Origin of the sequence: Enteractinococcus helveticum, from assembly GCF_001657475.1 — a bacterium.
GTDB lineage: Bacteria > Actinomycetota > Actinomycetes > Actinomycetales > Micrococcaceae > Yaniella > Yaniella helvetica.
In genome coordinates this window covers 256,729-271,351 of record NZ_LXEY01000021.1, presented here as the reverse complement: position 1 = coordinate 271,351, position 14,623 = coordinate 256,729, and the positions used below count along the sequence as shown (strand labels likewise).

Here is a 14,623-nt window from a genome sequence, read left to right as displayed (position 1 = left end):
GCCCACCTCTATCTTTGGTCTTATATCTGAGGTGCACCAACCGTGGAATACTAAAGAACATGACTGTGCAAGCAAGCACCTCCAGCGGTCTGACAGGGAATAAGCCCATCGGCAGAGACATCTTCTCGGGTCTAGTCTTTCTGACCCTCGGCCTTGTATTACTCGCATTAGGAGTCCACGCATTTGAGCAATATCCGGTGTTGTGGCCCTTCACCGCAGACCAACTGCACTGGTGGCATACGTTACCGTTAGCCCTCACGTGTATAGCGACCTGGTATCAAACTCGCTACCCGTTGGCGGTGTATTGGATCATCACTGGCGTGTTGATCATCGACATGACCATGGGCGTCCACCTTGCGGTGTTACTAGTCTGGGGCAACGCCGTGTACAACACGGCTCGCTATACGCCTGGCAGGATGTTGCGATGGAGTTTGGTCGGCATCGGTCTTGCGATCTTCGTCTGGATTGTGGCATTGACAGGAGATCTGGGCAGGAGTGTTGGCGGCATCTTCCAGGTTGTTGTGGTCGCTGTCATTTCGCTGTGGTGGGGGAGCGAAGTCCGTGGAGGATACGAACGTGCAGAGATGGAGCGACTCAAATCTTTGGCTGCACGGCGTCGAGAAGAACTCGAACGCCAAGAACTCTTACGCCGCCAACGCGCAGATTTCGCAGCCCAATTACACGACACGATCTCATCACACTTATCGACCATCGCGCTGTACACAACCGGGGCCCTCGATATGCCGAGACAAGCTGACAAAGACCGTAACGTGCTGGCAGAGATCCGGCACGCTGCGCTCGCAGCACTGAAAGATATGCGTGAACTCATAGATGTTCTGCGAACCTTCACGACACAAGATGACCATAACCAGCTGGTGACACATGATCCGGTATCGCTTGACGAGCTCTTGCAGCGGCTTCGCTCGGCTGGCCTCGAACTGTCAGTCACCGGAAAGCCAGTTGACTCGATCAACCGGCTGGAGCCCGCTGCAGCGCGTCTGGTCACCCAGGTGGTGCAAGAAGCGTTAACGAATGCATATAAACACGGTGATGGTACCGCCTCGTTGGACATTGTGGTCGATGATGATGTCATGACTTGCAGCATCAAAAATCCGATGCCCTCAATCAGTATCGATCAGGTCTCACAAACACCTACTGGGCTCTCTGGTGGCTTCGGTCTGGGCTCAATGGCTGCAGCGGTTGATGACCTTGGCGGTTGTTTTACTGCGGGGGTTCACTCAGATAAGGGCCATCGGTTCTGGACGGTCAGCGTTGAACTGCCCGTGACGCCAAATCATCACGGCCATGCCCAGACCGCAGGAAACAATCCAAAGGAGTAGCCGCTCGATGATCACTGTGCTGATAGCAGACGACCATGGCGCCATTCGTACTGGGCTGCGCATGATCCTAGAAAACACAGATGACATACAGGTCGTGGCCGAGGCCGCAGACGGGCATGCCGCGCTGCAAAACGCCTACGCGCTCAAACCCGACGTCATCCTCATGGATCTGCAGATGCCCAACCTCGACGGCATAGCTGCAACTCGCGAACTGGCGGCACAGGGGATGAACGTCCTGGTCCTGACCACCTACGATCACGACGACTATGTCTTTGGTGCCGTCCGTGCAGGCGCCGCAGGTTTCTTACTGAAAACAGCAGAAACCGCTGAAATCATCAACGCTGTGCAACGCGTCGCAGCCGGGCAGGGAGCCATCGTCCCAGAAGTGAGCCGTCGAATTTTTGCTGCTGTCGCGGGATCCGATGCTGCATCCACAGAAACTGATGAAGCAGTAGGTACAGCTGCGGGTCTTGATGAGTTGACCGATCGCGAGCTCCATGTCCTGACTGAGATCGGTCATGGCAGATCTAATAAACAAATCGCCAGGCATCTGGGCATCAGTTTGGGCACCACAAAAACCCACGTATCACACATCTTGGAAAAATTGGGTATTGATTCCCGCACGCAGGCCGCATTGGTGGCCCGTGATGCGGGCCTGTTGTCATAGGTCGGAGTGAGGGATCAAGAAAAAAAGAAAACCGGCATCTGATCTGGTCAGATGCCGGCCTGTTGCGCCCCAGGAGGGACTCGAACCCCCGACCTACGGATTAGAAGGCCGTTGCTCTATCCAGCTGAGCTACTGAGGCAACAGGGGATAGTCTACCTAAAAAGTTGTCCACAACTCGAACTCGACAACCATGTTATCCACAGTTTAGCGTCTCTGAATCATCGGTAGTGTGCGGATCGCCTTGACTGAACACATATTCGAAGTGTGCTTCGGATAAATGTTGACTGAAAGGACTGGAACATGAAAACCCAACTGACCGTTCGAGGAAATGTTGCTACCGCCCCACGCCGGGTAGTGACTGATTCTGGGACCGTGATCGTAGAGTTCCGACTAGCCGCCACCGAACGATACTTCAACCGGCAAACTCAAGAATGGGAAGACGGCACGACCTCCTGGTATACGGTGTCAGCATTCCGTCGGCTGGCCGAAAACGTATTTCGATCCTTCTCCGTGGGGGACCCGGTGATAGTTTCTGGCAAGTTGACCATCAAACAGTGGACCTCCAAAGAGGATAAGAAAGGTACCACCCCGGAGATCAATGCAGAGACCGCAGGACACGATCTGCTACTTGGATTTACCGACTTTACCCGGTACACCAAATCCAGGTCACCGCTCGTTGCAGAAGACTCACACGATGGCCCACTGATAGACCACGGTTGGGAAGAACCTGAAGCACTATCGGCCTAATGTTCGCTAGGAAGTAGATCGGTTGCCGCGCAACGAGAAGAATTACGTTCTGCCGCGGCGACCGACTACTGTAGAGCATATGGCCGAATTTATTTACCAAATGATCAAAGCTCGCAAAAAAGTGGGCGATAAAGTCATTCTCGACGACGTAACCATGTCCTTTTACCCCGGCGCCAAGATCGGTATGGTCGGACCCAACGGTGCCGGTAAATCAACCATCTTGAAAATCATGGCAGGCCTGGACGAGCCTTCCAACGGCGAAGCCTGGCTATCACCGGGTTACTCGGTGGGCATCCTGTTGCAGGAACCACCGCTGACTGAAGACAAAACCGTTTTGGAAAACGTGCAGGAAGGTGTTGGTGAGGTCTACCAGCAGCTGCAACGTTTCAACGAAATCTCTGCCGAAATGGCTGAACCCGATGCAGACTTCGAAGCCCTCATGGATGAAATGGGCAAGCTGCAAGAAGCCATCGACGCCGCTGACGGATGGGACATCGACTCTCAGATCGGCCAGGCCATGGAAGCCCTCCAGCTGCCACCCGGCGATGAACCTGTCACCCACCTTTCCGGTGGTGAACGCCGTCGTGTCGCACTGGTGAAACTCCTGTTGGAAAAACCAGATCTTCTATTGCTCGACGAACCGACGAACCACCTAGATGCCGAGTCGGTTGCATGGCTTGAAGGCCACCTGGCCAACTACCCAGGCGCTGTCATTGCTATTACTCACGACCGGTACTTCCTGGATCACGTTGCCGAATGGATTGCTGAAGTCGACCGCGGTCGACTGTACCCATACGAAGGTAACTACACGACCTACCTTGAAAAGAAACGCGAACGTCTGGATGTTCAGGGCAAGAAAGACGCCAAGCTTGCTCGTCGCCTGAAAGAAGAACTCGACTGGGTTCGCACCAACGCCAAGGGTCGCCAGGCCAAGCAGAAAGCTCGTCTGGAACGCTACGAAGAAATGGCTGCCGAAGCCGAAAAAACCCGTGTGCTGGACTTCGAAGAAATCCAGATCCCACCTGGTCCACGCTTGGGTAGCCAGGTCATCGAAGCCGACAACATCTCGAAAGGCTTTGACGGTCGTACCCTGATCGACAACCTCAGCTTCTCGCTGCCACCAAACGGCATTGTGGGCATCATCGGTCCAAACGGTGTCGGCAAAACCACGCTATTCAAGACCCTGGTTGGTCTGGAAGAAATTGACTCCGGGGATCTGAAGATCGGTGAATCGGTCAAGATCTCCTATGTCGACCAGAACCGTACGAACATCGACCCCGAGAAATCTCTGTGGCAAGTCGTCTCGGACGGTCTGGACTACATTCAGGTTGGTAATGTCGAGATGCCATCCCGTGCCTACGTCTCCGCGTTTGGTTTCAAAGGCCCAGACCAGCAGAAGAAGGCCGGGGTCCTATCCGGTGGTGAGCGCAACCGCCTGAACCTGGCACTGACGCTGAAAGAAGGCGGCAACCTGCTGCTGCTCGACGAACCGACCAACGACCTGGACGTCGAAACCCTGACCTCGCTAGAAAACGCACTGCTGGAATTCCCCGGCTGTGCCGTGGTCATCTCGCACGACCGTTGGTTCCTCGACCGCGTAGCCACCCACATGCTCGCATGGGAAGGCACCGAAGAAAACCCAGCCAACTGGTACTGGTTCGAAGGAAACTTCGAATCCTACGAAGCCAACAAGCTGGACCGTCTCGGCCCGGACGCCATCCGCGAAGCACGCGCCACGCACCGTCGCCTGACACGGAACTAGTCGCTCAATATGCAACTGCCCTGCACATCTGAATCGATGTGCAGGGCAGCGGCTTTTAACGCCTGAATTGTGACCTATTGCGAGGCTGGTGGTTCGGTTACATCGGTCAGTACCGGCTCGTCATCCGAGGTCTTGGGATCTTTGACGAACCACAGCAACAACAGCCCCAGAACCAACACGATGATGATTGCTGGAACCATCATTCGTGACTGGCCCGAGATGCCCACGAAGACTGCGATGAGCATCGGGGTGAGAAATGAGACCGAGCGGCCGGTGGTTGCATACAGCCCATACATTTCTCCGGCGGTTTGTGCGGTCGTCAACCGACCTAAAAATGCGCGAGATGACGATTGAACCGGGCCGACAAAGAAACACAGGAATAATCCCCAGATCCAGAAGGCTAGGGTGCCGTTCTGGACAAAAATAATGACGGCCGAGACGATCAGTCCCAGCAGCGAAACCGTGATGATGCGTTTGGGGCCGAAGCGGTCATCGAATAAGCCACCGACAAATGCGCCGGCGGCTGCCACGACGTTGGCGGCGATCCCGAAGAATAAAATCTGTCCGGGGTCCACCCAATAGACCGTGGTTCCCAAAATGGCACCGTAGGCAAAGACCGCACCGACGCCATCACGGAAGATCGCTGAGGCGACAAAGAACCAGAAGGTATTGCGTCGGTTCTTCCACAGATCCACAATGGTGGCGATCAACTGACGATATGACTGCACTATCGAGGCACGTCGGGTTGTTGGTTTTGGTCCGGTGCTTTCGCGGTTTCGCATCACGACCAGGACCGGTAGCGAGAATACCAAGAACCACACGGCGGCAAATACAGCAACCATGCGGATGTTCATTGCGTCGTCATTGGTAATCCCGAACCAGTGGGTATCACCACTGATGAATCCGATGTACACCAACAGCAGTAAAAAGATCCCGCCCAGATAGCCTGCACCCCAACCGAGACCTGAGATGCGCCCGATCGTCGACTGCGTGGCGATTTTGACCAGCATCGCGTTGTACTGGACGCCAGCGAACTCGAAGAACACGTTGCCGGCCGACAGCAGGATGACCCCCAGCAGGAGGTAGGATTCCTGGGGCTGGACGAAGAAACACGCGGCCATGGTGGCAATGACCAGCCCGGTGTTGATCCCCAGCCACAGGGTGCGTCGGCCGTCGTTGTCGGCGCGTTGCCCGATGACCGGTGCGGTCAGCGCAATGATGACCCCGGCGATCGCGTTGCCGGCGGCCAGCCAGGAGGTACCGCGATCATCGGCACCAAAGGATTCGGAGGCCAGATAAGTCCCGAAAACGAAGGTGATCATGACCGCGTTGAAGGCGGCGGAACCCCAGTCCCACATCGCCCAGGCGGTCACATGTGAGCGTTTGATCCGCGGTTGGTGCGGGGAACGAGATGTGGTGACGGCTTCAGACATGTTCGCATCCTAACCATAGTGGGGTGGCGTTCAGGTAAACACGTAATGACCTGCGGGTCTGTTCTGGGTCAGTCGTATTGTGGCAGTCGGATCATGCCCTCCTGTGCGACGGTGGCTACCAGGTCGCCGTCGATGGTGTAAATGTGGCCGATACCCAGCCCGCGTGCTGATTGCGCGGAGGGGGATTCTTGGACGAACAGTAACCAGTCATCCAGGTTGAAGGGCCGGTGGAACCACATGGCGTGATCCAAGGAGGCCACCGATTTATCCGGTTGGCTCCAGGTGACCCCGTGGTTGCGGAGGACGGATTCTAGGATCGTGTAGTCGGATGCATACGCCAGTCCGGCGGCTGCGACATTGGGCGAGACGTTGACTGGGGTGAAGGTTTTCATCCACACAATATTGCGGTTGACCTTTTCGGCTGCCGGGCGTAGGAACATCGGCTCGTAGGCATAGCGAATATCGAAGGGACGGTTATAGGCCAGTTCTTGGGCTGCTGGATCATCGATCATGCCCACCAGAGCGGAAATTGGTGGCAGCCGGTCGGGGTGCGGGATGCCTTCGGGCATTGGCTCATGGTGTTCAACGCCGCCGGATTCGGTCTGAAAGGAACAGGTCAGCGACAAAATGACTTTGTCATGCTGGGTGACCTCGACATGGCGGACGGAAAATGATCGGCCGTCGCGGTGGTGATCCACGGTGATGTGTAACGGTTGGGTCGCATCCCCGGGGCGGATGAAGTAGCAGTGCATCGAGTGCAGGAACCGATCGGCATCAACTGAGTGGCTGGCGGCAACCAATGATTGGGCCATGACCTGGCCACCAAAGACACGACCACCGGTCTGGGGCGGTGTGTGCCCCACAAAGGTGCTGGCGTGTTCATCGGCGTCAACACGCTCGAGTTTCAACACATCACGCAGAATGTCGGTGGGGTCATCAGGATATGGAGTATTTGCCATGTGCGCCTTTCAGATGGAGTTTTGTTCATACTCTAGTGCTGTCAGCTCAATTGCGGGCAGACCTTAGCGACCCTGTGGGCGTGCTGGGCATAATTGTTTTCATGGAACACGTCTTGCCCTTCGCTTCGCTCAACTCCGTCAAAGACTTACAAAGCTTTGTGACCCGGGCAAAAACCCTGGATACCACCGGCGTACGATTCGTGGTGACTGGCAACGTGCTGGCCGCCTCGGTCTCGGTGATGCACCCGGCAGGGCTCGGCGATGGGGTCCCGATTGTTATCGGCTTGCGCACCTTCGCCTTGGATTTTTCCGACCACCCACGCTTCGAACTGGACTCGGTGTTTGCCATGGACGCGGTGACCGATCGGACCCACCGGATGATTTCGTCAAACTCGACGGCCTTCACGCTGCCGCCGTCTGAGATCTCGGTGACCTGGACGGCCATGAATGCTCCGCGTTCCGGCTGGACCACCGCCGCAGTGGTCGACGACGCCGACATTCGCAAGGTCGCCCGCAACGGGATCTCCAAGGTCTCCGAGGGCCTGCCATCAAATCCTGGGGCACCACTGTTAGCTCAGGTGCGCTCGGCGGTGTGGGGTGAACAGATTGGCGACGCCGATCACGTGGAATTTCCTGCCGGTGCCACCCTTGGTGCCCACAGTTTAGGTTTCCTCTTGCCGCGCGGGGAGACCACCGTCTCGACGGCAGGCAACTGGGTACGGCTCACGAGCACCGGCGGGCATGTGATAGCCCGTGCGGCAGTGGCCCTGTAGTTAGTGGCGGTTTTGCATTGCGCGAGCAGCCCGCTGGAAGTAATCCCACATCGTGTCATCGTGCAGGGGTGACAGCTCCAGGGTATCCATGGCATTGCGCATAAAGCGCAGCCAGGTCTCACGTGCCTGGGTATCAACGTGGTACGGCATGTGGCGGGCGCGCAGGCGCGGATGACCCCGCAGCTGGGAGTAATCGGTGGGGCCACCCCAGTACTGGATCAAAAACAGGCGCAGGCGTTCTTCTGCAGGGCCAAGGTCCTCTTCGGGATACATCGCCCGGAAGTCCTCGTCGTCGGCAACCTGCTTGTAGAACTCTGCGGTGAGTTTGCGGAAGGTCGGTTCGCCACCGACCTGATCGTAAAACGAGGTTTGTTCCGCCGGAGCATTCGTTCGTTGGGCCGTTTGGGCGGCAGCCTGCGTTTGCTCGGCAGTCGCGTTGGCATCTTCTTGCGCATCGGCCGGTTCAGTATGCTGCACGGCAATGTTCGTACGGCGCTGTTGTTCGGCCTCGTGCTCAGCACGAATAGCGGCCAGGCGAGCGTCGTCATTGCCGGTGACCTGCGAGGGTTTTTTGGACTGACGTGGTTTCAACACGGCAATCGGTGCGCCCAGACGCGAAGAGAACTTGGGCAGTTCAGGGATCTGATGCTGATTTGGAATCTCAATGGTCACCGGGAAATTCACGCTGCGGGCAATGAAGCACTGCCGGTGAGCCTCCTCGTGCAGTTCACGAGCACGCGGTAGCTGCATCGCATCGGCCACCCAAACTTCCGGGTACAGAGTTGCGGAGGTGACCTGACCACCCTCGGCTCCGGCCTCAAGCGTCAATTCGCCGCGCACCATGACTTTTTCCACCTCAAGTTCGGCCTGTCCTGCGACATACAGGTACGACAGAATGTGGCATTCGGCCAGCGCGGCCAGCAGGAGGTGCTCCGGATTCCAGCGGGCAGCATCCCCGTGGAACGGCTTGGCCGCCGAGCCAAGGAGTTCACCGGGCCCATCGGCCTGTATGACGACGTCGCGGCTAAACCCGCGGTCCGGGTGTGGACGGGTCGTATCGGTGTTCCATTCGGCGCGTAAAGAAAACTCGTGTTGCACATGCTCAGTCTAGTTCAGCAGCTGCGGCGCGGTTGAGCATTGCCCCAAGCGGCGAACACTTAGACTGGTGGGCATGAATTTGGTTGAACGCTCCGAAGTCACCGAGACCACCCTGGATACCGCGTCGCTGCGTGCGGCAGTCACCGCCGCAGACGCCGGCGCCGTCGTCGTATTTGAGGGCGTGGTGCGTGATCACGACCCGGAGGCCACCGGCCAGGTGACCGGGCTGGAATATACGGCGCACCCGGACGCCACAACGTTCTTGCGCGAGATCATCGCCGAAGCCAATACCGAGGTACACAACGAGCTGGACCACGGCCCGCTCCCGGTCCGTGTGGTCGCCGCCCACCGAATTGGTCACCTCGAGGTGGGAGATACCGCGCTGTTTGTGGCAGTCTCGGCCGCCCACCGGCAGGAAGCCTTTGCGGTGTGCAGCAACGTTGTCGAAGAAATTAAAGCTCGCGTGCCGATCTGGAAGTTGCAGTTCGGGGCCGAGGGCAGCACCTGGGTTGGGATCTAACCACCGGCAAACGGCGGCAGCACATCCACGGTCGCACCGGGTTGCAGCGCAGTCTGCTCGGTGGCCCGTGCGCCGTCGACCAGAAACGAGCACCGCGAAATCACATCGGCGCTCGTGCGCGCATCGGACAGTTGCGTGACGACATCTGCCACGGTATCGGCGTGCAGTTCGAGTTGTTTGGTGCCGACGACGTCGGCTGCAGCGGCAAAAAGACGAACGGTAATCATAGCGGTATGTACTCGACAGTTCCTTCAGCGGGCACGCCGTCCACGTTGGGTGGGACGTGCAGCAGGCCGGTGGCCTGGGCCATTTTGGCGGCCAGATGTGAATTGGATGGTAGCGGGGTGGCACGATCGTTGTCATCGACCGTGGCCAGCATGTAGTAGTGCAGGTCTTTGGGTGTGCGCAGTTCTTTGGTGGTCACCACGTGATGGGTGCGCGGGTGCGGTGCTTGGCGCTGCATCTTTTTGATCCCGGGGATCACAAAAATCTGCAGTGACACAAATACTGCCACCGGGTTACCGGGCAGCGACCACACCGGGGTGCCGGCCGGGGATAAGCCAAAGCCCTGGGGTTTGCCGGGGCGGATATTGACCTCACCAAACCGAATAGCCTGTTCTGGGTCCTCGTGTTGCCAGGCGGAGAGCACGTAGTTGGAAATATCGTGGGCGCCCACTGAGGCGCCGCCGGTCAGAATGATCGCATCCACTGAGTGTTCGACCTGGGCGATTGTGTGTTCCAGGCTGGCTGCTGAGTCGCGCACGCGTACCTGGTGGGTTGCTTCGGCACCGAGGCTTTCCAGTGTTGCGGCCACCAGTGGGGCATTGGAATCCGGGATTTGGCCGTGTTCTAACGGGGTGCCGGGCGAGACGAGTTCATCGCCGGTGGAGATGATGGCAACCCTCGGTTGGCGGGCCGTGTAGACGCTAGCGGTACCGGTGGCCGCAATAGCCCCGATGTGATTGGGGCGCAGGAAGGTCCCGGCTGCCGCCACGATGGACCCGGCGGTGGTGTCATCGGCGCGTTTGCGAATGTGCCGATTAGCTTCGGGTACGTGATCAAATGTAATTTCTGTGGGCAGATCCTGGGTTGGTTCGTGGAAGAACTCCAGCGGCACGATCGTATCGGCGCCTTCGGGGACCGGAGCACCGGTCATGATGGCTGCGGCCTCACCGGGGCCGATTTTTTCTTTCTGACGATGCCCGGCGGCAATGGTTTTGGTCACCGGCAGTGTCCCGAGGGTGAAGTCTTGCAGGGAGATCGCATACCCGTCCATGGCCGCGGAATCCCAGGGTGGCAGATCCACGCTGGCGGTCACATTGGCTGCCAGCGTCTGCCCCAGAGCCTCGTTGAGTGGCACCTCGGTAACCCGTAGTGGACTGATCAGGTGCAAAATCCGCGATAAATGCTCTTCTTGGGTGATCATCTCAGGCTCGTTTCACTGGTGACTGCCGTGGTGTTCAACGCTTGGACACCACCATCAAGATACCCCACCACCTCATGTCCAGACGCCGCCAAACGTTGGGCCGCACGAACCGAACGCGGCCCAGTGCGACACAGCGTCACAATGCGCTGACCAGCAACCGGTTTGAAACTCTCCAACTGATCAAATGGCACATGCACGGTGACCAACGGTGCCGGAAACTCGGCCACCTCATCGTCCCGGCGCACATCCACCACCGTCGTCGTTGCATCCAATACTTGTGGCGTCACCGCTCTGACGCGGATTGTTTCTACTGCTTCGGGCGGTGCCAGCGGAATTTCGGTGGTGGTCATATCCAGCGTGTCGATCACCAACATCCGCCCCAGCAGCGTTTTGCCCACGCCCAGCAGCAATTTGATCGCCTCGGTGGCCAACATCGTCCCGACCATCCCGGCAACTGAGCCCAGAATCCCCATCTCCGCACACCCCGGGGTGGCACGCACCTGGGCGGTATCTGGGAAAATATCGGTCAGCCGGATCGCCGGCCCATAGGCTCCAGCCGCATCAAAGATCGTTACCTGGGCTGACCACTGCATCAGCGCACCAAAGACCACCGGCACGCCGAGTTCAGCAGCTCCGGCGTCCACAATAAAGCGGGTATCGAATGAGTCAGAACCATCGATCACCACATCCGGTCGCACCGGTCCAACAACTTCGGCAAAGTTCTCGTCCAGGCGCACCCGGTGAGCAACCACCTCAACCTCAGGAGCGATACGCTGCCCGGCGGCAATAGCCGAGTCCACCTTGGGTTGGCCGATCCGCTCCACCGAGTGCAAAATCTGACGGTTGAGATTCGACAGTTCCACCACGTCGTCATCAAACACATCGATGCGTCCCACACCGGCAGCCGCAAGATACGGGATCACAGTGGATCCCAGCCCGCCGGCACCCACCACAGCCACGCGCGCGTCAGCCAGTCGGGCGGCACCGCCGTCGCCAATCTCAGGTAAGCGACGATGTCTGGCCGTTCTGGAACGGATAAAATCTGGGCCAATATTCATGCTCCAAGCCTAACAATGTGCTGCCATAAAGTAACCGGCGAACGTTAGGATAGACACATGCGTTCTTCACAAGCTCGAATCCGGGTCGCCCGCGTCACCAAAGACGGCGGCAGAACGCACCGTGCCGACACACTGGCCGTTGAAGAGCCGCTGGAAATCCGCGTCAATGGCGAGCGCCTCGCCGTGACCATGCGCACCCCCGTCCATGACTTTTCCCTTGCCGTGGGTTTTGCCCTCTCCGAGGGCATTATCAACTCCGCCGACGACGTCGCAAATGTCCGGTATTGCCAGAAGGATAGTGGACCCAAAGGGCTCAAACCCGTGGGCCAACTGACCCCGGATGTTGATGCTTCCGCTGCGCTAGCCATGCCACTGACGCTCGGCACCTTTGCCGGAGCGCTGGATGACACCTCAGATAACGTTGTGGACATCACCCTGGCACCGCATGTTCCTCCGCCTGCCAGTGCGGCACAACGCCAGCTGGTGGTGAACTCCTCCTGCGGGCTGTGTGGTCGTCAGTCGCTTGATGATGTTCACCAAAGCGGCTGCTACCCGCTCGATGAGCGCTCGAACTTCACACTGGATGAGCACACTGTGATGGGCCTGCCTGATCGACTTAGTCAGGACCAGAAAGTTTTTGCCAAGACCGGTGGGCTGCACGGTGCCGGGCTCTATGACGTCGACACCGGCGAAATTCTCGTGGTTCGTGAAGACGTGGGCCGGCATAACGCCGTTGATAAAGTTCTGGGCTGGGCTCTGATGGAAGGTTTGCTGCCGTTACGTCGCCATGTTCTCGTGACGTCATCGCGCGCCAGCTTTGAGCTGGTGCAGAAAGCCGCAATGGCCGGTGTTCCAATGATGGTGGCCGTCTCTGCACCGTCGTCGTTGGCTGTCGAGCTGGCCCGCGAATCCGATATGACTCTTGTGGGCTTCACCCGCGGTCACCGGTGCGTCATCTATGCTGGCGAAGATCGTATCGTGCCACCTGAAGTCGTTGCCGACGACGTCGAAGTCGCTCAGTAACCTAGCTTCATCGCGCGAATCGCATTAGGCGGTCGCGACCCCAGGTGCAACCTGTTGCCCTGCATTTTGTGGATAAGTGTTAACTGAGGAACGAATAATACTTGAAATTTCCACAATACGCTGATCAGACCTAGTGACTCCGTTTTATAAGCGCTAATTTATGGGGACAGTCTTTTCCGAACTGATTAAAGGCGTCACTCATGAAATCATCCTCGAAGAAGTCTGCCATCAAGTGGCTGCTGGGCGGATTTACTGCGTTTACACTCACAATTTCTCTAGCCGGTTGCTCCCAAACAGCCGAGGAGAGCCCGGAATTAGAAAAGACCACCGATGCGTCTCTAGCCGAGACAGCAGATTATGTTCCAGCTTCCGCAGACGGACCTGCTCAGAACGTTCCCGAACCACGACTACCCATCTCAGCAACCGAGAAATCGGAGGGCGGGGCCAAAGCCACGCTGGAGTATTTTTGGGAAGCTATCGATTATGGGCGGTTAACGGGAGATACGACCTACGCTGAGCTTGTTTCATCGGATACGTGTGCTCTATGTTCAGACCTTATTTCCGGATGGAAGCGAGTATACGAGGAAGACTCGTGGGCAGTGTTACACGGGAAAATGGCTTTGAAAGTTCAGGATGTAAATACTGAAGACGAGGCCAAGGAATCTATTGCAGGCATCAGTTTCATCATGACCGAACCTGCAGTCGACTTTTATGAGGCAGGAAAATACCTCGAAGAAGATAGTTTTGATACGGAAAGTTCAGCAGATTGGTGGGCTGAATTAAGCTTCGATGAGACGTCTGAGCGTTGGCAGATTGAGTGGATTGGTGTTGAAGATCATCTGTCTGAGGACCAGCAGTGATTCGTCAAACTTTGAATTCTTTGGTTGTGTGCTTTGCTACTCTCACTATGCTGCTCTTCGTTTCCTATTCAAATGGGATGGCTGATCCTGCCGTCGATGTAAGAGATGAAAGTGACGGACATTCGATGTTCGTACGCATCGAACAGAACTCTCGTGTCTCGAACCGACCAAACACCAGGCCTCACGTCTCAGAATCGACCCAGCATTCCAGCCGTTCGTCCAACTACAATGCTAGGACCAACGCCCCTTCCATCTCATATTCGGTGCACGATGGGCCGATTACTTCTCAAGCGCCTACAAGATCCTCCACTTGCTTTAGAGGGGGCAGGGATGCCGCCGCCCCAATGTCCGCTACTTACCTTTGCAATATGCCTGTGTTAGAAGACCTCCTTCGTACCCCAGAGACGAATACGGATCCAGCAGTTCCAGTGGCGCAGTCGGGACCCGTTGCCCAACCCATTGAAATTATCATCACTACGTCCGACCTGATGGAGCTGATTCCTTCAACTCCGCAAATCGTGATGGACCGTGGTCCGTTCGGGCTGAAGAATGCGCATACCAACTTCTATGCCAGTAATCACCAGGCCCAGACGGTCACGGAAACCATGTTTGGTCAGGAAGTCACCATCGTAGCTACACCCATTGAATATCGCTGGGACTATGGTGATGGCAATACGTTGACTACTCAGACACCCGGTCGTCCGGCCGAGACATTTAACGTTGAGACTGAGACGAGCCACCAATTCACCGAGCCAGGAACCTACACCGTCACGTTGACTACTGTCTTTGAGGGAACCTACCAGGTTGATGGTGGGCCGACTCAGGCAGTCAGTTCTACAGTCACCCAGCAGGCGGAGCCAGTCGAGATCGAAATCTGGCGAGCTGTTACGCGCAACGTGGACCAAACTTGTGGGCAGAACCCACAGGCCTGGGGTTGTTAGTTTTGCCTTTGATGAC

At 57.3% G+C, this 14,623-nt stretch carries 15 protein-coding genes, 1 tRNA gene and 1 pseudogene; 9 read left to right on the top strand and 8 right to left on the bottom strand.

Annotated features, from left to right (window positions below; all coding sequences use genetic code 11):
• Positions 1-59 precede the first annotated feature (59 nt).
• Together A6F49_RS11710 and A6F49_RS11705 are read left to right on the top strand one after the other, a co-directional pair.
• Positions 60-1,340, top strand: coding sequence for a sensor histidine kinase (locus A6F49_RS11710; RefSeq protein WP_043058428.1), 1,281 nt, complete (start codon positions 60-62; stop codon positions 1,338-1,340).
• Between the two features lie 7 nt (positions 1,341-1,347).
• The gene (locus tag A6F49_RS11705) at positions 1,348-2,007 is read left to right on the top strand and encodes a response regulator (RefSeq protein ID WP_043058427.1); all 660 of its coding nucleotides are present in this window, start codon (positions 1,348-1,350) and stop codon (positions 2,005-2,007) included.
• A 65-nt stretch (positions 2,008-2,072) separates the two neighbouring features.
• On the opposite strand, the gene A6F49_RS11700 is transcribed toward A6F49_RS11705, so the two are convergent.
• A tRNA-Arg gene (locus tag A6F49_RS11700) sits at positions 2,073-2,146 on the bottom strand.
• Between the two features lie 161 nt (positions 2,147-2,307).
• Between A6F49_RS11700 and A6F49_RS11695 the strand changes: the two genes are divergently transcribed.
• Positions 2,308-2,754, top strand: a complete 447-nt coding sequence (locus tag A6F49_RS11695; RefSeq protein ID WP_052504949.1) for a single-stranded DNA-binding protein — start codon at positions 2,308-2,310, stop codon at positions 2,752-2,754.
• 79 nt (positions 2,755-2,833) lie between these two features.
• Positions 2,834-4,516: an energy-dependent translational throttle protein EttA gene (ettA, locus tag A6F49_RS11690; protein ID WP_043058426.1), complete on the top strand. Its 1,683-nt coding sequence runs from the start codon at positions 2,834-2,836 to the stop codon at positions 4,514-4,516.
• Positions 4,517-4,590: 74 nt separating this feature from the next.
• On the opposite strand, the gene A6F49_RS11685 is transcribed toward ettA, so the two are convergent.
• A complete protein-coding gene (locus A6F49_RS11685) occupies positions 4,591-5,949 on the bottom strand; it encodes an MFS transporter (protein ID WP_043058425.1) in 1,359 nt (452 codons plus the stop codon).
• A 68-nt stretch (positions 5,950-6,017) separates the two neighbouring features.
• A complete protein-coding gene (locus A6F49_RS11680) occupies positions 6,018-6,908 on the bottom strand; it encodes an acyl-CoA thioesterase (RefSeq protein ID WP_043058424.1) in 891 nt (296 codons plus the stop codon).
• Between the two features lie 101 nt (positions 6,909-7,009).
• On the opposite strand from A6F49_RS11680, the gene A6F49_RS11675 reads away from it, so the two are divergent.
• Positions 7,010-7,681, top strand: coding sequence for a hypothetical protein (locus A6F49_RS11675; RefSeq protein WP_043058513.1), 672 nt, complete (start codon positions 7,010-7,012; stop codon positions 7,679-7,681).
• On the opposite strand, the gene A6F49_RS18490 is transcribed toward A6F49_RS11675, so the two are convergent.
• On the bottom strand, positions 7,682-8,158 hold the full coding sequence (locus A6F49_RS18490; protein ID WP_407643844.1) for a globin: 477 nt from the start codon (positions 8,156-8,158) through the stop codon (positions 7,682-7,684).
• 192 nt (positions 8,159-8,350) lie between these two features.
• Positions 8,351-8,779 (bottom strand): annotated as a pseudogene (locus A6F49_RS18485) (OsmC family protein); the annotation flags it as partial.
• Positions 8,780-8,852: 73 nt separating this feature from the next.
• Between A6F49_RS18485 and A6F49_RS11665 the strand changes: the two are divergent.
• Positions 8,853-9,299 (top strand): molybdenum cofactor biosynthesis protein MoaE, encoded by a 447-nt coding sequence (locus tag A6F49_RS11665; protein ID WP_043058422.1) that lies wholly within the window; start codon positions 8,853-8,855, stop codon positions 9,297-9,299.
• Here A6F49_RS11665 and A6F49_RS11660 read toward each other — a convergent pair.
• Genes A6F49_RS11660 through A6F49_RS11650 form a run of 3 tightly spaced genes read right to left on the bottom strand, consistent with a single transcriptional unit; the run spans position 9,296 to position 11,783 of the window.
• The gene (locus tag A6F49_RS11660; protein WP_043058421.1) at positions 9,296-9,526 is read right to left on the bottom strand and encodes a MoaD/ThiS family protein; all 231 of its coding nucleotides are present in this window, start codon (positions 9,524-9,526) and stop codon (positions 9,296-9,298) included. The genes A6F49_RS11665 and A6F49_RS11660 overlap by 4 nt on opposite strands.
• Entirely contained in the window at positions 9,523-10,725 is a 1,203-nt protein-coding gene (locus tag A6F49_RS11655) for a molybdopterin molybdotransferase MoeA (RefSeq protein ID WP_043058420.1), read from the bottom strand. Before A6F49_RS11655 ends, A6F49_RS11660 begins: the two co-directional genes overlap by 4 nt.
• The gene (locus A6F49_RS11650; RefSeq protein ID WP_043058419.1) at positions 10,722-11,783 is read right to left on the bottom strand and encodes a HesA/MoeB/ThiF family protein; all 1,062 of its coding nucleotides are present in this window, start codon (positions 11,781-11,783) and stop codon (positions 10,722-10,724) included. Before A6F49_RS11650 ends, A6F49_RS11655 begins: the two co-directional genes overlap by 4 nt.
• 57 nt (positions 11,784-11,840) lie before the next feature.
• Between A6F49_RS11650 and fdhD the strand changes: the two genes are divergently transcribed.
• The 3 genes from fdhD (at position 11,841) to A6F49_RS18075 (ending at position 14,607) form a co-directional block, all read left to right on the top strand.
• A complete protein-coding gene (gene fdhD, locus A6F49_RS11645; protein ID WP_043058418.1) occupies positions 11,841-12,806 on the top strand; it encodes a formate dehydrogenase accessory sulfurtransferase FdhD in 966 nt (321 codons plus the stop codon).
• A 200-nt stretch (positions 12,807-13,006) separates the two neighbouring features.
• Positions 13,007-13,666 carry a DUF6318 family protein gene (locus A6F49_RS11640; protein WP_052504947.1) on the top strand — a complete coding sequence of 220 codons (660 nt, stop codon included), beginning with the start codon at positions 13,007-13,009 and terminating at the stop codon, positions 13,664-13,666.
• Positions 13,667-14,034: 368 nt separating this feature from the next.
• On the top strand, positions 14,035-14,607 hold the full coding sequence (locus A6F49_RS18075; RefSeq protein WP_161485811.1) for a PKD domain-containing protein: 573 nt from the start codon (positions 14,035-14,037) through the stop codon (positions 14,605-14,607).
• Positions 14,608-14,623: the final 16 nt, after the last annotated feature.